Source organism: Micromonospora sp. CNZ296 (assembly GCF_007827635.1).
The window spans coordinates 187,225-203,866 of record NZ_VISW01000012.1 but is presented as its reverse complement, the minus strand read 5'-3'; the positions used below and the strand labels follow the sequence as shown (position 1 = coordinate 203,866).

The following is a 16,642-nucleotide window of genomic DNA, read 5'->3' as shown; positions in this document are numbered from 1 at the left end:
GACCGCCGGACCGCCCGGCCCGGCTCAGTCCGGCAGCGCGTCGACCGCCGAGGCGAGCACGCCCCGCAGGTCGGCCTCCGCGCCGGCCGGCAACGTCTCCGGCTTGACCACCTGGTACGCCACGCGCACCTCGTAGTGGTCACCTCGCCAGGCCCAGCCGTCGAACCGGGTCTCCCCGCCGTCCCACGGGCGCACCGCCGTGCAGGAGGTGTCGCCCGGGCCGGCGTCGCTCGGTTCGGCGGCGATGCGGTCGCACCGGTCCCGCCGCCACGTCGCGTCGTACCTGCCCTCGGCATCCGTGGCCACGGTGACGACCAGGTCGCCGCGCATGGCGGTGCCACTGGTCAGGTCGACCGCGCACTCCTTGGAGCCGCTGCGGTCACCGAGGTTCGCCGAGGCGGTGGGCTGAGCGCCGGGCGCGAGCCGCGCCAGCAGGTCGGCCGGGAGCAGCGCGCAGGGGTCGCGGAGTTCCCCCGGCGACGCCGTCTCGTCGGCGGTGCAGCCGGCGGAGGCCAGGAGCACCCCGATGACCAGCAGTAAGGCGGCCGATCTCGTCATGTTGTCCTCCTCGGACGATCGCGGGCGACCGTAGCAGCGCGGCGCCAGCCCCGCCCTCCGCTGCTCCGCCCCGTCGATCATGAGGTTGACGGCGCGGCACGCCGACCTCGCCCCGCCAACTTCATGATCGACGGAGCGGGGGGCGGCTGCGAGATCGGCGCGACGGCGGCATGACCGGCGGGCTGCTGGTCCGGCCACCGTCGCCGAAGGGCCGACGGGACGGTCAGCGACCCCGTGGCGTCACCGACACCTGCTCGGCGATCGCGATCACCTGCTCCACGGTGAGCCGTAGGGGCGCCTGCAGGTTGACCACCGCCCCGCCCGGCACCTCCGTCTGCAGGAACCACATCTCGTCGGCCCGGACCAACCGTGCGTCCCGCCCGCCGACCGTGACCGTGCGTTCCTCCACCGCCCCCATCACCGTGTGCAGCAGGTCCGGGTCGCGGCCAGCCACCACCTGCACGGCGAGCATGTCGCCGGGGGACTTGCCGCGCAGGGTGAGGATGGTGTCGTCCTTGAACGAGGCGATCCGCCACCCGCGGGGCGCGACCCGGACCCGCAGGGGTATCGGCTGCGGCTCGTCGACGACGTCCCCGGCCAGCCGCAGCAACGCGCCGTCCGCCGCGAACCGGCCGTGGCCGGTCAGCGACACCCACCGACCCGATTTCTGTTCCCACGTCACGGTGACCTGCCGGGGCGCGGCGGGGTGCTCGTCCTCGTACAGTTCCGCCTGGTGGCTGCCGACGGTCACCCGCCGGGACGGCAGTGCGTGGCGATCCGGGCGCTCGTCCCGGACGGAGAGCCAGACATCGTCGGCGCCGCCATCCGACAGGTACACGGCGAGGAACCGGTCCGGCTCGTAGCTGTACCGCGGTGGTGCCAGCACCGCTGGGCGGGACCGCAACGTCAGCGGGAACTCGGGCATGGTCACCGCCACCAGCGTGACCGGCTCCGCCGGGCGGTCGACCGGACGCGCCGCCAGACCGACGCCCACCGCGACCGTCACCGTCGTCGCGGCTGCCGCCACCAGGAGGGTCCGGCGCCGCACCGGTCTGACGGTCCGGCGTGCCGATGCGGCCGGGAACTCGTCGACGAGGCGGTTGCGAGCGTCGTTCAGCGTCTCCGCTGACGCCTCCGGAGCGTCCGGTCCGTGCGTCCGCAACAGGGCGATCTCGTTCATGTCGGCTCCTTCGAGGTGAGCGCGAGTCGGGTGAGCCGGCGGGCCCGGTGCAGGCGGGAACGGACCGTGCCGACCGGAATGTCGAGCACGGCGGCGATCTGCTCGTACGACAGATCCGCCCAGGCGGTGAGCAGCAGCACGTCCCGGTCGCGCCGGTGCAGCGACGCGAGTGCCGCGGCCAGATCGCGGCGCAGGGCGCGGGCGTCCAGCCGGTCGATCGCGTCCTCGATCCCGGGCTGCGTCTCCGCTGCGGCGAGCCGGGCCAGTGCCCGGTACCGGCGCTCCTCGGCCCGTACGTGCCGGCGCAGCAGATTGGTCGCGATCCCGAAGAGCCACGGCCGTACCCCCACGTCCGGTCGGTACGCGGCCCGCCGTCGGAACGCGACGAGGAACGTCTCGGCCAGGAGGTCGTCGGCGGGCGGGCCGATCCGCCGGGCGAGGTAGCGGTGCACGGCGACGGCGTGCCGGTCGAACAACGGCGCGAACCGCTCCGGCTCGGTGACGGATCCGTGGATCAGGTCGCCGTCCGTTGCCGCCTCGGGTGGCCCGGCCCCGGGTGGTCGTCGTTCCTGGGCCGCGACCGGGTGCATCTCGTTCGTCACATCCCTTCATGCCCGGTCGGCGCATACCGGTTCACGCTGGTCCGAGGGCCGGTCGTCGTGTCCCTTCCCGCAGATCGGCCGGCAGCAGCGCGCAGGGGGCGCGGAGTTCCCCCGGCGACGCCGTCCCATCGGCGGTGCAGCCGGCGGAGGCCCGCCCCGTCGATCATGAGGTTGACGGCGCGACACGCCGACCTCGCCCCCGTCAACTTCATGATCGACGGAGCGGGGGCGGGAGGTGGTCCGGCCGGCTACTAGGGTCGCGGGGTGACCGAACCGCGGTGGCTCGCCGAGACCCGTGCGGCGTACGACGCCGTCGCCGAGGACTACGCGCGGCTGCTGCCCGACGTGGTCGAGCCGCCGCTGGACCGGGCCCTGCTGGCCGCGTTCGCCGAGACGGTCGGGCCGGGGCGGCCCGTGCTGGAGGTGGGCTGCGGTACCGGTCGCGTCACCGCCCACCTGCACCGGCTCGGCCTCGACATCAGCGGCGTCGATCTGTCGCCCGGCATGGTGGCGGTGGCCCGCCGCGCGTACCCGGACCTGCGCTTCGAGGTCGGCTCGCTGACCGAGCTGGCCGTGCCGGACGGATCACTGGCCGGGCTGGTGTCCTGGTACTCGGTCATCCATCTGCCACCGGAACTGCTGCCGGAGGTGTTCGCCGGTTTCCACCGGGTGCTCGCTCCGGGCGGTCACCTGCTGCTCGCGGTGAAGGCCGGCGACCGGCTCGACCGACGGGAGCAGGCATACGGCCACTGCGTCGCCTTCGACGTCTACTGGCTGTCCCCGGATCGGCTGGTCGCACAGCTCACCGCGGCCGGGTTCGCGGTGTCGGCGACGACGGTCCGCGCGCCGGTCGGCAGGGAGCGGCAGTCCCAGGCGTTCCTGCTCGCGCAGCGTCCGGCCGGCTGAACATTCACCACAGCCGACACCCGATCTGTACCACACGTGAGGACGGGACAGCGAAGAGTGGCCGCCCTGGCTAGGGTTGACGATCTCGGCGGAGGGAGACGGCATGCGCACCCGGATGCTCCTCGCGTCGACGCTGCCCCTGCTCTGGGGCGCTGTCGCCGGCTGGTGGACCCCGCGCGGGCCCGGCACGGTGGGTGCGGCACTCGCCTCCGTCGCGGTGAGCCTCGTCGTCGGGCTGGCCGCCGGGTGGCTGAGCCGGTCCCGCTGGTTGATGCTCGTCGCGCCGGTGATCTTCGCGGTGGCTGTCGAGCTGGTCCGGCTGCGGCTGCGTGGGCCCACCGTCGACCGTCCGCGCCTGTCCGGCTTCGGCGTCGTGGCGCTGCTCGCCGGCCGGGGCGTACACGGTCTGCTGAGCTTGTTGCCGCTGCTGGTCGGTGCCGCCTACGGCGCCGGACTGGCTCGCCGCCTCGACGCGGTGCCGCCGCGCCGGCCGGTGCCGCGCCGGCTGGGCCGGATCGGCGTCGGTCTGCTGGCCGCGTTGCTCGCGCTCGTCACCGTCGGCGTGGCCGTGCCGGGCCGCACCGAGCCGATCCCCGGCGGCATCGCCCGCTTCGACACCGTCGACTCCTCCGGGCGCGAGCTGGGCCTGCTGATCAGGGGTACGGACCGCGGCGCTCCGGTGCTGCTCGTGGTGCCCGGTCCGCCCGGCGGCTCGGAGATCGGCGCGGTCCGTCGCCATCTGCCCGAACTGGAGCAGCGCTTCGTGGTGGCCGTGTGGGACCGTGCCGGCGGGCCGCGGTCCTGGTCGGGGTTCCGCGCCCCGTCGGACTGGCGCCTGGACGACGAGGTGGACGACCTGGTCGCGGTGGCCCGGCACCTGCGGGAACGGCTGGGCCGGGATCGGATCCACCTGGTCGCGCACTCCGGCGGCACCATCGCCGGCCTGCTCGCCGTGCGACAGCACCCGGAACTGTTCGCCGCGTACGTGGGCGTCGGGCAGGTGGTGAGCCTGCGCGAGGCCGACCGCAGCCAGTACGCCGACACCGTGGCCTGGGCCCGCCGCACCGGCCGGACGGCGCTCGCGGACCGGATGACCGCGCAGGGGCCGCCGCCCTACCGCGACCTCTGGGCGTACGAGCCGTTGCTGACCAACGAGGCCGGGGCCTTCCCGGTCGACCGGGAAGGCGCGAGCGAGGACGAGACCGGGACCGTCGGCAACCTGGGCGTCTCCGAATACAGCCTGCTGGAGAAGGTGCACCTGTTCGGGTTCCTGGACGGCTGGGACGTGCTGTACCCCCGGTTGCAGGAGATCGACTTCCGGCGTGACGTGCGGCAGCTCGCGGTGCCGGCGTACTTCGTGGACGGCGCGCAGGAGGTGCCGGGCCGGCTGCGCCTGTTCGACGAGTGGTACGCGCAGCTCCAGGCGCCGCGCAAGGACCATCTGGTGATCCCGCGCGCCGGGCACCGTTCGATGTTCGAGCGGCCCGAGGCGTTCGTGCCGTACCTGGAACGCCTCGGGACCGGCGGCGGCCCGGGCGGAAACTAGGGCGGGCCGGGCGTCCGTAGACTTCAGCGGTGCGTGACGAGCTGGCGGGACGGCCCCTTACCGAACCGCACCCGTCGCGGCTGTCGCCGGACCACCCCGGGCGGGAGCGCATCCTCGCCGCGCACGCCGCCGCCCTGGCCGCCGGGGAGGCCGGCTACCTGGATCCGGAGACGGGGCTGTTCGTGCTCAGCGCGGGCTTCCTGGCGCGGCGTGGCACGTGCTGCGGGCGAGGCTGCCGGCACTGTCCGTACGTGGCCGATTAGGGGGCTTCCGTCCCCGCTGGGGCACGCCGTACGGTGTCCGACGGAACTCCGGCGGGTCGGACCCGCCGCCGACCGCGGAGGTCTCCCGTGCGTGCACGTATCTGGCTGGCCGTTGCGGCCGTCCTGCTCGCCGCCGGCTGCGCCGACGAGGGGCCGACCCGGTCCGGGCCGCCGGCCCCGCCTCCGCCGGTGCCGGTCGCGGCGGCGTCCTCGGGCGGGGCGTGCCGGCTGCTCGACTTCGCGGTGATCGCCGAGCACACCGGCGGCACGTTCGACGTGGCGGCGGCCACCGAGCGGGGCGACACCCACACGTGCGTGGTCCGGGCGGCCGGGGCGGTGCTGCCGGAGCTGACGCTGTCGGTGACCGAGACGTCGATCGACGCGGCCACGTTCGCCCTAGACGTGCAGCCGGGCGGCGCGGCGAAGATCACCAAGCTGGGCAAGGCCGCCTACCGGCGCACGCTGCCCAAGACCGCGAAGTCCGGGCCGGCCGCCGAGGTCGGCTGGCTGGCCACCGAGGGGCGGCTCGCCACCCTGCGCTGGACCGCCCCGGCCGGCACCGCGAAGGCGGAGGCGGACAAGACGGCCGGCAAGCTGGTCACGCTGGCCAAGGTGATCGACACGAGGCAGCTCTGATCGCGGGTCGCACCAAGGCAGCTCTGACCGGAAGCCGGCCTCAGCGGGCCGCGACGAACACCCGGGACGCCACCTCGCGGGGAAGGCGTACCCGATCGCCGGAGCGGTCGATGGAGACGGCGTCGCGTTCCTGCGCCACCGTCACGGTCGCGCCCGGGTCGACGCCGGCGGCGTGCAACTGCCGGAGCACGTCCGAGTCGGTCTGCACGCTCTCGCAGATCCGCCGCACCACGACCGGGCCGGACAGGCCGGGGAAGGCCAGGTTGCGCTCGCCCTCGACGGCGTCGGCAAGCGCCTGGCCCGGGTCGCCCAGCTCCGCCAGGCCCGGGATCGGGTTGCCGTACGGCGAGCGGGTCGGGCGGTTGAGCAGGTCGAAGACCCGCTTCTCCACCGCGTCGCTCATCACGTGCTCCCACCGGCAGGCCTCTTCGTGGGCCTCCTCGTAGGGCATCCCGATCACGTTCACCAGCAGCAACTCGGCCAGCCGGTGCTTGCGCATCACCGACACGGCGGTGTTGCGGCCCTGCGGCGTGAGAGTCAGGTGCCGGTCGCCCTCGACGGTGAGCAGGCCGTCGCGCTCCATGCGGGCGACGGTCTGGCTGACGGTCGGACCACTCTGCTTCAGCCGCTCGGCGATGCGGGCACGAAGCGGCGGCACCCCCTCCTCCTCGAGTTCGAGGATGGTGCGCAGGTACATCTCGGTGGTGTCAACAAGGTCGTGCTTCACGTCTGCGGCCTCCTGGGCTCCGATGGTACCCGCTCCCACCGACCATCGACGCAGGCGAAGCCGGAGGTGGCGGGCCGAATGGTGTTGACTGGGCCGCATGCCCGCCACCGCAGACCTGCTGGTCGAGCCCGACCGGCTCGCCGCCGAACTCGATCACGCCGACCCGCCGACCCTGCTCGACGTCCGCTGGCGGCTGACCGGCCCGCCCGGACGCGACGACTACACCGCCGGCCACCTGCCCGGCGCCGTCTTCGTCGACCTGGACACCGAGCTGTGCGGGCCGCCCGGCGCCGCCGGGCGACACCCGCTTCCGGACCCGGCGGCGTTGCAGGCCGCGCTGCGGGCCGCGGGCGTCCGCGCCGGTCGTCCCGTCGTGGTGTACGACGGCGGCGACGGCATGTCCGCCGCCCGCGCCTGGTGGACGCTGCGCTGGGCCGGGCACCGGCAGGTGCGGGTGCTGCACGGCGGCTTCCCGGCCTGGACGGCAGCCGGCCTGCCGGTCGACACGAGCGTGCCCGCCCCGGTCCCGGGCGACGTGACGGTGGCGCCCGGCGCGTTGCCGGTGCTGGACGCCGCCGCTGCCGCCCGGCTCGCCGCCGCCGGGCCCGGCGTGCTGATCGACGTACGGGCCGCGCCGCGTTACCGGGGCGAGCACGAGCCGGTCGACCCGGTCGCCGGGCACGTGCCGGGCGCTGTGAACCTGCCCGCCCCGGAGTACGTCACGCAGGGCCGGTTCCCCGCCGCCGAGGCGCTCCGGGAGCGGTTCGCCGCCGCCGGGGTGGACGCGGACGCGCCGGTCGGTGCGTACTGCGGCTCCGGGGTGACCGCCGCGCAGGCCGTGCTCGCGCTGCACCTGGCCGGTCGCCCGGACGCCGCGTTGTACGTCGGCTCGTGGAGCGAGTGGGTGGCCGACCCGGACCGTCCGGTCGCGACCGGCGGCACGTCCGGCCGGTGAGCGCACGACCGGTGGGCGCGTCCCGGACCACGTGCGACGATGGCCGCATGGCCGACGACACGGTGGTGGTGTGGGACGAGGCTCTCCTCGCCTACGACATGGGCGACCATCCCCTCGACCCGGTCCGGGTCGAGCTGACCATGGCGCTCGCCCGTGAACTGGGTGTGCTGGACCGGCCCGGCGTACGGCTGGTCAAGCCCGAGCCGGCCGACGACGCGCTGCTCACCCGCGTACACGATCCGGCCTACCTGGACGCGGTCCGGTCCGCGCCGCGCGACCCGCTGTTCGCCGGCTTCGGTCTGGGCACGTCGGACAACCCGGTCTTCGACGGGATGCACGAGGCGAGCGCGCTGATCGCCGGCGCCACGACGGCCGCCGCCGAGGCGGTGTGGCGCGGCGACGCCCGGCGCGCGGTGAGCGTGGCCGGCGGGCTGCACCACGCGATGCCCGCCCGCGCCGCCGGGTTCTGCGTCTACAACGACCCGGCCGTGGCCATCGCGCGGCTGCTCGACCTCGGCGCGCAGCGCATCGCGTACGTGGACGTGGACGTGCACCACGGCGACGGCGTGCAGGAGATCTTCTACCGCGACCCGCGGGTGCTCACGATCAGCCTGCACGAGACGCCGCTCGCGCTGTTCCCCGGCACCGGGTTCCCGGACGAGACCGGCGGCCCGGGCGCGGAGGGCACCGCGGTGAACGTGCCGCTGCCCCCGGGTGTGGGTGACGCGGGCTGGCAGCGGGCGTTCCACGCGATCGTGCCGTCGGTGCTGCGCGCGTTCCGGCCGCAGGTGCTGGTCACCCAGTGCGGCGCCGACGGGCACCGCAAGGATCCGCTGGCCGACCTGCACCTGTCGGTGGACGGGCAGCGGGCCACCTACCGCGCGCTGCGGGCGCTCGCCGACGAGCTGTGCGACGGCCGCTGGGTCGCCACCGGCGGCGGCGGGTACGCGCTGGTCGAGGTGGTGCCCCGGGCGTGGACGCACCTGCTGGCGATCGCCACCGGCGAGCCGGTCGACCCGGCCACGCTCACCCCGCCGGGCTGGCGGGACCTGGCCGCGCGGCGGCGACCCGGGCACGAGGTGCCGCTGCGGATGACCGACGACGTGGACCCGTCGTACCAGCCGTGGCAGCCCAGCGGCGAGCCGAACGCGGTGGACCGGGCCGTCGCGGCCACCCGCAAGGCCGTCTTCCCGCTGCTCGGGCTCGATCCGCACGACCCGCGCGACTGAGCCGGCGGCAGGGGAGGACCGACCGGTGACCACCGTCGAGCAACCGCTGGACGTGCTGCTCAGTGACGGCACGACCGTCCAGCTGCGACCGATCCGCCCGGAGGACGCGCCCGAGATCGTGGCCATGCACGGCCGTTTCTCGGAGCGCACCCGATACCTGCGGTACTTCTCGCCGTACCCGCGTATCCCGGAACGCGACCTGAAGCGCTTCGTCAACGTCGACCACCGCGACCGGGAGGCGTTCGTGGTGCTCGCCGGCGAGCGGATCGTCGCCGTCGGCCGGTACGAGCGGCTCGGCCCCGCCTCGCCCGAGGCCGAGGTGGCGTTCGTGGTCGAGGACGCCTACCAGGGCCGGGGCATCGGATCGGTGCTGCTGGAGCACCTGGCCGACGCGGCCGGGCGCAACGGCATCGTGCACTTCGTCGCCGAGGTGCTCCCGGCCAACGGGGCGATGCTGCGGGTCTTCGCCGACTTCGGCTACCAGGTCCAGCGCCAGTACGCCGACGGCGTGGTGCACCTGAGCTTCCCGATCGCGCCCACCGAGGCGACCCTGGAGGTGCAGCGCGGCCGGGAGCACCGCACCGAGGCGCGGTCGATCGCCCGGCTGCTCGCGCCCCGGGGCATCGCCGTCTACGGCGCCAGCACCACCGGCCAGGGCGTCGGCGCGGCGCTGCTCGGGCACCTGCGCGACGGTGGCTTCGCCGGGGCGATCGTGCCGGTGCACCCGAGCGCGGCGACGGTGGCGGGGCTGCCCGCGTACCCGTCGGCGGCCGACGCCGGCCAGGACGTCGACCTCGCGGTGGTGGCTGTCCCGCCGGACGCGGTGACCGACGTGGTCCGCGACGCGGCCCGCGCGGGCGCGCACGGCCTGGTGGTGATCTCGGCCGGGTTCGCCGAGTCCGGCCCGGCCGGCGCGGCGGCGCAGCGCGCGCTGGTCCGCGCCGCGCACCTGGCCGGCATGCGGGTGGTCGGCCCGAACTGCCTCGGCGTCGCCAACACCGACCCGGCGGTACGCCTCAACGCCACGCTCGCGCCGGTGCTGCCCGCGGCGGGCCGGGTCGGCGTGTTCAGCCAGTCCGGCGCGTTCGGGGTGGCGCTGCTGGCCGAGGCGTCCCGGCGCGGGCTCGGGCTGTCCAGCTTCGTCTCGGCCGGCAACCGGGCCGACGTGTCCGGCAACGACCTGCTCCAGTACTGGCAGGACGACCCGGCCACCGACGTCATCACGCTCTACCTGGAGACGTTCGGCAACCCGCGCAAGTTCGCCCGGCTGGCCCGGCGCATCGGCCGCCGCAAGCCGGTGGTGGCGCTCGCCTCGCTGGCCCGGCCGCCGGGCGTGGGGGACGCGCCCGCGCTGGACGCGGCTGCGGTGAGCGCGCTGTTCGCCCAGTCCGGGGTGATCCGGGTGGACACCGTGTCCGAACTGCTCGACGTGGGCGTGCTGCTGGCCCACCAGCCGCTGCCGGCCGGGCGGCGGGTGGCGGTGGTGGGCAACTCGTCGGCGCTGACCGGGCTGGCCGCGACCGCCTGCGCGGCCCAGGAACTGACAGTCGCCGACGGCTACCCGCAGGACGTCGGGCCGAGCGCGGGCGCCGCCGCGTACGCCGCCGCGCTCGGCGACGCGGTGGCCGACGAGCGGGTGGACGCCGTGGTGGCGGTGTTCGCGCCGCCGCTGCCGGGCCAGCTCGCCGACCCGGTGGCCGACTTCGCGGCGGCGCTGCCCGACGCGCGGGTCACCGGAAAGCCGGTGGTGGCGACGTTCCTGGCCGGGCTGGTGCCGGCCGGGGTGCCGGCGTACCCGAGCGTGGAGGAGGCGGTACGCGCGCTGGGCCGGGTGACCGCGTACGCGGACTGGCTGCGCCGGCCCGCCGGGGTGCTGCCCGAACTGGCCGACGTGGACCGGGCGGCCGGGCACGCCGCGCTGCGGCCCGACGGCGCCGACTCGGCGGCGTTGCTGCGCGCGTACGGGATCGACGTGGTGGAGTCGGTGCCGGCCGGCAGCGCCGAGGAGGTGCTGGCGGCTGCCGAACGGCTCGGCCGGCCGGTGGCGCTCAAGGCTGCCGCCCCCGGGTTGCGGCACCGCCTCGACCTGGGCGCGGTACGCCTCGACCTGGCCGACGCCGCCGCGCTGCGCCGCGCGTACGCCGAGATGGCCCCGGTGTTCGGCGCGGAGGTGCTGGTCCAGCCGATGGTCGCGCCGGGTGTGGCGTGCGTGGTGGAGCTGGTGGAGGATCCGGCGTTCGGGCCGGTGGTCGGGTTCGGGTTGGGTGGCGTGGCGACCGAGCTGCTGGGCGACCGGGCGTGGCGGGCGGTCCCGCTCACCGACCGGGACGCCGCCGAGCTGGTCGACGAGCCCCGCGCGGCGCCGCTGCTGCGCGGGCACCGGGGCGCCGCGCCGGTGGACCGGGCGGCCCTTGTCGACCTGCTGGTGCGGGTCGGCCGCCTGGCCGACGAGCAGCCCCGGGTGCGGTCGCTCACGCTCAACCCGGTGCTGGCCCGGCCGGACGGCATCTCGGTGCTGCACGCCACCGTGCGCACCGGCGCGGAGGCCGCCCGCCCGGACACCGGCCCGCGCCGCTTGTAAGGAAGGGCCCCTTCTTAACGCCTCCGGTAGAGAAGGGGCCCCCTTTTAACACCGCTCACCCACGCTCGGAGATCTGCTGCACCGACCACTCGTTGCCGTCCGGGTCGCGGAAGAACACGAAGCCGACGTTGTCCAGCGGATGCGGCACCGGGCGCGGGTTCTGGCCCATCACCTGGATCTCGCTCACCTCGACGCCCCGCTCGACCAGTTCGGCGCGCGCCCGCTCCAGGTCCGGTACGACGAGTTGCACGCCCTTGAGCGAGCCCGGCGGCATCTCCGGTACGACGCCCCGGCCGAGGACGATCGAGCACCCGGAGCCCGGGGGAGTGAGTTGGACGATCCGCCCCGCGCCGCCCAGATCCGTGTCGTGGTCGAGGACGAAGCCGAGCCGCTGCGCGTAGAACTCCTTGGCCCGGTCCACGTCGGAGACCGGCACCACCACCACTTCCAGTGTCCAGTTCACGTTGTCGCTCCTGTCGTCGAATCGGTGTGCAGCACTGCCGCGAGCCGGTCGAACGCCTCGGCCAGGCCGCGGGTCATCGGGTAGCGCAGGACGGTGTCGCGCCCCTGCGCGGTGGCATACCGCAGGTGGGTGACGACTGTGGTCCGGTCCGCCGAGCCGGTGAAGTCGTGGCGGACCAGCGTCTCGCCCGGATACGACTGGTCGTCGAAGAGTTCGGTGCAGACCAGCCGCGCCGGCGGGTCGACCTCCCGGTACGTGCCGCCCTGGCCCATCAGATCGCCGTCCGGGCCTCGGGAGACGAACCGCCAGCGCCCGCCCACCCGCAGGTCCACCTCGCACTCGACGAGGTGCCAGCCCCGGGCGCCCCACCAGCGGACCAGCAGCTCGGGGCGGGTGAAGGCGGCGAACACGAGGTGGCGGGGAGCGGCGAAGTCGCGGCTGAGCCGGATCTCCCGGTCGCCGGGCAGGGACACGGTCAGGCCGGTCACCGCTGCTCCCCGGCGGTCAGTTCGGCGAGCACCTCGTCCAGTCGCGCGTAGCTCTCGGCCCAGTAGTCCCGGTAGTCCGCCAGCCACGCGACCGCCTCCCGCAGCGGCCGGGCGTCGAGCCGGCAGGGACGGCGCTGGGCGTCCCGGCCCCGGGTGACCAGGCCGGCGCGTTCGAGCACCTTGAGGTGCTTGGAGACGGCCGGCTGGCTCATCGCGAACGGCTCGGCCAGCTCGGTGACAGTCGCCTCCCCGGCGGCCAGCCGGGCGAGGATGGCACGCCGGGTGGGGTCGGCGAGCGCGGCGAAGGTGGCGTCGAGCAGATCCGCGGGCACTTTCATAACCTCCTGGTTGTGTAACCAGTCGGTTGTATACGGTGGGAGCGCCCGGGTCAAGCGCGACAGGCCCCGGCGAACCGCCGGGGCCTGTCGGGGCTGGGGTGGGTCAGCAGGCGTACGCCTCCAGCCGGTTCGCCCGCTCCGGGTCGCGCAGCTTGAGCAGCGTGACCTTCTCGATCTGCCGGATCCGCTCCCGGGACAGGCCGAACTCGCGGCCGACCTCGTCCAGCGTGCGCTGCCGGCCGTCGTCCAGGCCGAAGCGCAGCCGGATCACCGCCTGCTCCCGCTGGGACAGCGTGGCCAGCACGATGCGGACCTCGTTGCGCAGCTCGCCGTTGGTGGCGGCGTCGCCCGGCTCGGTACGCGGGTCGACGGCGGCGACGAAGTCGCCGAGCGCGCTCTCGCCGTCCTCGCCGACGGCCTGGTCCAGGCTGACCGGCTCCCGGTCGTAGGAGATCAGCTCGATCACCTGGAACTCCGGGATCTCCAGCGCTGTGGCGACCTCACTGACGGTGGGCTCGCGGCCCAGCGTCACCGACAGCTCGCGGCGCACCCGGACCATCCGGTTGACCTGCTCGACCATGTGCACCGGGATGCGGATGGTGCGGGCCTGGTCGGCCATGGCGCGGGTGATGGCCTGGCGGATCCACCAGGTGGCGTAGGTGGAGAACTTGTAGCCCTTGGTGTAGTCGAACTTCTCGACCGCGCGGATCAGGCCGAGGTTGCCCTCCTGGATGAGGTCGAGGAAGGCCATGCCGCGACCGGTGTAGCGCTTGGCGATGCTCACCACCAGCCGCAGGTTGGCCTCCAGCAGGTGGTCCTTGGCGGCGCGGCCCTCGGCCGCGATCAGCGCCAGGTCCGCGTGCAGCTCGGCGGAGACGGGGGTGCAGGTGGCCAGCTTCTCCTCGGCGAAGAGGCCGGCCTCGATCCGCTTGCTCAGCTCGACCTCCTGCGCCGCGGTGAGCAGCTTGGTGCGGCCGATGCCGTTCAGGTACGCCCGGACCAGATCGGTGGAGACGCCGCGCTCGTCGGTGGCGTCGAGGTCCGTGAGGGCGACGTCCATGTCCTGGTGCTCGATCATCTGCTGGGTCATCTCTGTTCTCCCCGTGTCCGACGTGCCTACCGGTCCCGTGCCGCCCACGCGGTGGTGGCCGATGACAAACAGCTTGGCGGTCGGGGCGTGAGACGGGAGTGAGGCGATCGGAGACCCGACAGGAATCCCGGCCGGAATCCGGCGTTCCCTTGCCCGGCGCGGTTACCGTGCCACCGACCGGCCGTCGGGGCCGGCACGGCACTGACGATCGGAGAACGTGGTGGTCTTCAAGCGGCTCATGCAGGCGATGGGTGTGGGTGGACCGTCGGTGGAGACGGTGCTGGCCAACCCGAACTGCCGCCCCGGCGGCGAGCTGGCGGGCCGGATCCAGGTGGTCGGCGGCGACCACCCGGTGGACGTGAGCTACATCGCACTCGGCCTGGTCACGCGGGTCGAGGTGGAGAGCTCCGACAGCGAGTACGACGTGAACCAGGAGTTCGGCCGGGCCCAGGTGACCGGCGCGTTCCGGCTGGAGCCGGGGCAGCGGCACGACGTGCCGTTCCGCTTCCAGGTGCCCTGGGAGACGCCGCTGACCGACCTGTACGGCCAGCACCTGCACGGCATGACGATGGGTCTGCGTACCGAGCTGGAGGTGGCTCGGGCGATGGACAAGGGCGACCTGGACCCGGTGGCGGTGCACCCGCTGCCGGCCCACGAGCGGCTGCTGGAGGCGCTGCTACGGCTGGGCTTCCGGTTCGCGCGGGCCGACGTCGAGCGTGGACACATCTACGGCCTGCACCAGCAGCTGCCCTTCTACCAGGAGATCGAGTTCTACCCGGCGCCGCAGTACGCGGGCGCGATGAACCAGCTCGAGGTCACCTTCGTGACCGATCCGCGCCAGGTCCACGTGGTGCTGGAGCTGGACAAGCGGGGCGGCCTGTTCACCGAGGGCCGGGACGCGTTCGGCCGGTTCACGGTGGACCACGCGACGGCGGACCGGACGGACTGGGCCGCCCAGCTCGACGGCTGGCTGCGTCAGTCGCTGTCCCGTCGAGGGCTGTTCTTCTAGGCCTCAGAGGTCGAGCACGAGGGTCCGGGGACCGACGTTGACGCTCTCCACCAGCATGTGGGCGCGGAAGCGGCCGGTCTCCACCTTCGCACCCCGGGCGCGCAACTGTTCGACCACGGCGTCCACCAGGGGTTCGGCCACCTCGGCGGGCGCGGCGGCGGTCCAGCTCGGTCGCCGGCCCTTGCGGGCGTCGCCGTAGAGCGTGAACTGGCTGACCACGAGCAGCGGCGCCCCGACGTCGGCGGCGCTGCGCTCGTCGTCGAGGATGCGCAGCTCGTGCAGCTTGCGGGCCATGGTGGCGGCCACCTGCGGGGTGTCGGTGTGGGTGACGCCGAGCAGCACCAGCAGCCCGTCGGCGATCTCACCGGTCACCTCGTCGTCGACAGTCACCCGGGCCCGGCCGACGGTCTGCACCACCGCCCGCATCAGTCGGTCACCGGCTCGACGATGCCGCGCTCGACCAGGTGCGCCACGATCGGTCCGGCCGCCTCGGCCAGCTCGTCCAGGGCCACGTCGTGCGCGGCGGCCAGCAGGGCGAGCTGGTCGCGCAGCGGCAGCCGGCCGTCGGCGCCGCCGACCAGGGCGAGCACCAGCGGGTCGATCTCCTCGGACCAGCGCAGCCCGCGCGGCATGGCCAGGACCTGCCGGTCCACAGCCCAGCCGTCGTCGCCCATGGTGGCCTCCTGCCGCAGCTGGAGCCCGTCGGCGGCGCGGTAGCGGGCGGCGAGCAGGCCCTCGGTGTCCCGGGTGCGCAGCCAGTCCTGCCGGGCGAACCACTCGCCGATCCGGTCGCCCAGCGGCGGCTCGACCCGCTGGCGCAGGTCCTCCACCCGGACGACCGGCTGGTCGTGGCCGGAGCGGCGCAGCGAGACGATGCCGAAGCCGATCGCCTCCACCTTGTGCGCGTCGAACCAGTCCAGCCAGGCCGCCATCCGCTGCGGGTCGGCGCTCTCGCCGACGTCGGTGAGCCACAGGTTCACGTACGCCATCGGGTCGGCCACCTCGCGCTGGATCACCCAGGCGTCCAGGCCGGTGCCGGCGAACCACCCGGTGACCCGCTCGGCCCAGTCCTCGCCGGTGACGTGCACCCAGTTCGCCAGGTACTGCATGGTGCCGCCCTCGGTGAGCAGGTCCGGCGCGGCCGCTGCCAGCTCCGCGCCGATCGCGTCGCCGACCCGACCGGAGTCCCGGTAGACGTGCGTGGTGGTGCCCGGGCCGACCACGAACGGCGGGTTGCTGACCACCAGGTCGAAGCGGCGCCCGGCCACCGGCGCGACCATGTCCCCGCGCAGCAGCTCCCAGTCCTGACCGTTGAGCGCGGCGGTGGTCGCGGCGAACCGCAGCGCCCGCTCGGAGACGTCGGTGGCGGTGACCCGGCGGGCGTGGGTGCCCAGGTGCAGCGCCTGGACGCCGGAGCCGGTGCCGAGGTCGAGCGCGGTGTCCACGGTCGGGCGGACGGCCGCCGAGATCAGCGTCTGGGTGGCGCCGCCGATGCCCAGCACGTGCTCGGCGTGCAGCGGGCGCCCGGGCCGCGCGCTGGCCGGCACGTCGGCGAGCACCCACCAGTCGTCCCCGTACGGCTCCAGGTCGACCCCGGCGCGCAGGCCGTCGCCGTGCCGCTCCACGATGCCTCCGGCCAGCGCCTCGTCCAGGGCGAGCGGGGCCAGCGCGGCGGCCACCGCCGCCTCCGGCTCGGTCTGGTCGCAGATGAAGACGCGGATCAGCGTGGCCAGCCGGTCCCGGTCCTCGGTGGCGCGCAGCGCGGCCCGGTAGTCGTTGCGGGCCACCGCGCCGGTGCCCTGCGGGCCCAGGCGGTCGGCGATCCCGTTGGCGGTGAAGCGGGCGAGCGTGAGCGCGGTGCGCAGCGCGTCGACCGCGGCGGGGGAGAGCAGCATGTCGTGACGGTCCACGTGCTCATCCTGCCTCGGGCGCGGTCCGGCGTGGCGCGCACCCGCCGATCCATAACGTGGACCGCATCTATCGGCAACTATCTCTTTCATGTGTATCGATCTCTGGTTAGCATTCCTGCCAACATCCGTCGATGGGGCGATCCGGCCACAAACCGGGCCGC

Annotated in this window: 18 protein-coding genes; 8 read left to right on the top strand and 10 right to left on the bottom strand. The window is 74.5% G+C overall.

Going from position 1 to position 16,642, the window contains the following annotated elements; translation table 11 throughout:
• Positions 1 to 24 precede the first annotated feature (24 nt).
• The 3 genes from FB455_RS21040 to FB455_RS21030 all read right to left on the bottom strand — a co-directional run bounded on the left by FB455_RS21040 (position 25) and on the right by FB455_RS21030 (position 2,328).
• A complete protein-coding gene (locus FB455_RS21040; protein WP_145754692.1) occupies positions 25 to 558 on the bottom strand; it encodes a hypothetical protein in 534 nt (177 codons plus the stop codon).
• A gap of 223 nt (positions 559 to 781) precedes the next feature.
• Complete coding sequence (locus tag FB455_RS21035; protein ID WP_145754689.1) at positions 782 to 1,738, bottom strand: hypothetical protein; 957 nt, start codon at positions 1,736 to 1,738, stop codon at positions 782 to 784.
• Positions 1,735 to 2,328, bottom strand: coding sequence for an RNA polymerase sigma factor (locus tag FB455_RS21030; RefSeq protein ID WP_145754746.1), 594 nt, complete (start codon positions 2,326 to 2,328; stop codon positions 1,735 to 1,737). Before FB455_RS21030 ends, FB455_RS21035 begins: the two co-directional genes overlap by 4 nt.
• Before the next feature lie 276 nt (positions 2,329 to 2,604).
• On the opposite strand from FB455_RS21030, the gene FB455_RS21025 reads away from it, so the two are divergent.
• From FB455_RS21025 to FB455_RS21010, 4 genes are all read left to right on the top strand, one after another.
• On the top strand, positions 2,605 to 3,246 hold the full coding sequence (locus FB455_RS21025; RefSeq protein ID WP_145754686.1) for a class I SAM-dependent DNA methyltransferase: 642 nt from the start codon (positions 2,605 to 2,607) through the stop codon (positions 3,244 to 3,246).
• Between the two features lie 103 nt (positions 3,247 to 3,349).
• Positions 3,350 to 4,792 carry an alpha/beta fold hydrolase gene (locus FB455_RS21020; protein WP_145754684.1) on the top strand — a complete coding sequence of 481 codons (1,443 nt, stop codon included), beginning with the start codon at positions 3,350 to 3,352 and terminating at the stop codon, positions 4,790 to 4,792.
• A 29-nt stretch (positions 4,793 to 4,821) separates the two neighbouring features.
• A complete protein-coding gene (locus FB455_RS21015; RefSeq protein WP_071096262.1) occupies positions 4,822 to 5,055 on the top strand; it encodes a DUF5522 domain-containing protein in 234 nt (77 codons plus the stop codon).
• Between the two features lie 87 nt (positions 5,056 to 5,142).
• A complete protein-coding gene (locus FB455_RS21010) occupies positions 5,143 to 5,691 on the top strand; it encodes a hypothetical protein (protein WP_145754681.1) in 549 nt (182 codons plus the stop codon).
• A 40-nt stretch (positions 5,692 to 5,731) separates the two neighbouring features.
• Here FB455_RS21010 and FB455_RS21005 read toward each other — a convergent pair whose 3' ends face one another.
• Complete coding sequence (locus FB455_RS21005) at positions 5,732 to 6,418, bottom strand: iron-dependent transcriptional repressor DtxR (RefSeq protein ID WP_145754679.1); 687 nt, start codon at positions 6,416 to 6,418, stop codon at positions 5,732 to 5,734.
• 97 nt (positions 6,419 to 6,515) lie between these two features.
• Between FB455_RS21005 and FB455_RS21000 the strand changes: the two genes are divergently transcribed.
• The 3 genes from FB455_RS21000 to FB455_RS20990 are packed head-to-tail and all read left to right on the top strand — an operon-like array spanning position 6,516 to position 11,183.
• Complete coding sequence (locus FB455_RS21000; protein ID WP_145754676.1) at positions 6,516 to 7,373, top strand: sulfurtransferase; 858 nt, start codon at positions 6,516 to 6,518, stop codon at positions 7,371 to 7,373.
• 47 nt (positions 7,374 to 7,420) lie between these two features.
• A complete protein-coding gene (locus FB455_RS20995) occupies positions 7,421 to 8,602 on the top strand; it encodes an acetoin utilization protein AcuC (RefSeq protein ID WP_013474498.1) in 1,182 nt (393 codons plus the stop codon).
• A gap of 25 nt (positions 8,603 to 8,627) precedes the next feature.
• Entirely contained in the window at positions 8,628 to 11,183 is a 2,556-nt protein-coding gene (locus tag FB455_RS20990; RefSeq protein ID WP_145754674.1) for a bifunctional GNAT family N-acetyltransferase/acetate--CoA ligase family protein, read from the top strand.
• 55 nt (positions 11,184 to 11,238) lie between these two features.
• Here the strand turns inward: FB455_RS20990 and FB455_RS20985 are convergent, their stop codons facing one another.
• The 4 genes from FB455_RS20985 to sigB all read right to left on the bottom strand — a co-directional run bounded on the left by FB455_RS20985 (position 11,239) and on the right by sigB (position 13,562).
• On the bottom strand, positions 11,239 to 11,646 hold the full coding sequence (locus FB455_RS20985; RefSeq protein WP_013284768.1) for a VOC family protein: 408 nt from the start codon (positions 11,644 to 11,646) through the stop codon (positions 11,239 to 11,241).
• Complete coding sequence (locus FB455_RS20980) at positions 11,643 to 12,134, bottom strand: SRPBCC family protein (protein WP_145754672.1); 492 nt, start codon at positions 12,132 to 12,134, stop codon at positions 11,643 to 11,645. Before FB455_RS20980 ends, FB455_RS20985 begins: the two co-directional genes overlap by 4 nt.
• Positions 12,131 to 12,472 carry an ArsR/SmtB family transcription factor gene (locus FB455_RS20975; protein ID WP_198039690.1) on the bottom strand — a complete coding sequence of 114 codons (342 nt, stop codon included), beginning with the start codon at positions 12,470 to 12,472 and terminating at the stop codon, positions 12,131 to 12,133. The genes FB455_RS20980 and FB455_RS20975 overlap by 4 nt, the downstream gene beginning before the upstream one ends.
• A gap of 103 nt (positions 12,473 to 12,575) precedes the next feature.
• A complete protein-coding gene (sigB, locus tag FB455_RS20970) occupies positions 12,576 to 13,562 on the bottom strand; it encodes an RNA polymerase sigma factor SigB (RefSeq protein ID WP_145754670.1) in 987 nt (328 codons plus the stop codon).
• Positions 13,563 to 13,782: 220 nt separating this feature from the next.
• Here sigB and FB455_RS20965 point away from each other — a divergent pair, with 220 nt between their 5' ends.
• Positions 13,783 to 14,571 carry a sporulation protein gene (locus FB455_RS20965; protein ID WP_013284772.1) on the top strand — a complete coding sequence of 263 codons (789 nt, stop codon included), beginning with the start codon at positions 13,783 to 13,785 and terminating at the stop codon, positions 14,569 to 14,571.
• 3 nt (positions 14,572 to 14,574) lie between these two features.
• Here the strand turns inward: FB455_RS20965 and dtd are convergent, their stop codons facing one another.
• Both dtd and FB455_RS20955 read right to left on the bottom strand, forming a co-directional pair.
• Complete coding sequence (gene dtd, locus FB455_RS20960) at positions 14,575 to 14,997, bottom strand: D-aminoacyl-tRNA deacylase (protein ID WP_013474500.1); 423 nt, start codon at positions 14,995 to 14,997, stop codon at positions 14,575 to 14,577.
• Positions 14,997 to 16,481, bottom strand: coding sequence for a DUF7782 domain-containing protein (locus FB455_RS20955; RefSeq protein ID WP_186466427.1), 1,485 nt, complete (start codon positions 16,479 to 16,481; stop codon positions 14,997 to 14,999). Before FB455_RS20955 ends, dtd begins: the two co-directional genes overlap by 1 nt.
• Positions 16,482 to 16,642 lie beyond the last annotated feature (161 nt).

Coding starts and splice junctions, on each gene's coding strand:
- FB455_RS21040 (WP_145754692.1), bottom strand. CDS start 558: ATGACGAGATCGGCCGCCTTACTGCTGGTCATCGGGGTGCTCCTGGCC.
- FB455_RS21000 (WP_145754676.1), top strand. CDS start 6,516: ATGCCCGCCACCGCAGACCTGCTGGTCGAGCCCGACCGGCTCGCCGCC.
- dtd (WP_013474500.1), bottom strand. CDS start 14,997: ATGCGGGCGGTGGTGCAGACCGTCGGCCGGGCCCGGGTGACTGTCGAC.
- sigB (WP_145754670.1), bottom strand. CDS start 13,562: ATGACCCAGCAGATGATCGAGCACCAGGACATGGACGTCGCCCTCACG.
- FB455_RS20995 (WP_013474498.1), top strand. CDS start 7,421: ATGGCCGACGACACGGTGGTGGTGTGGGACGAGGCTCTCCTCGCCTAC.
- FB455_RS21020 (WP_145754684.1), top strand. CDS start 3,350: ATGCGCACCCGGATGCTCCTCGCGTCGACGCTGCCCCTGCTCTGGGGC.
- FB455_RS21035 (WP_145754689.1), bottom strand. CDS start 1,738: ATGAACGAGATCGCCCTGTTGCGGACGCACGGACCGGACGCTCCGGAG.
- FB455_RS21030 (WP_145754746.1), bottom strand. CDS start 2,328: ATGCACCCGGTCGCGGCCCAGGAACGACGACCACCCGGGGCCGGGCCA.
- FB455_RS20975 (WP_198039690.1), bottom strand. CDS start 12,472: ATGAAAGTGCCCGCGGATCTGCTCGACGCCACCTTCGCCGCGCTCGCC.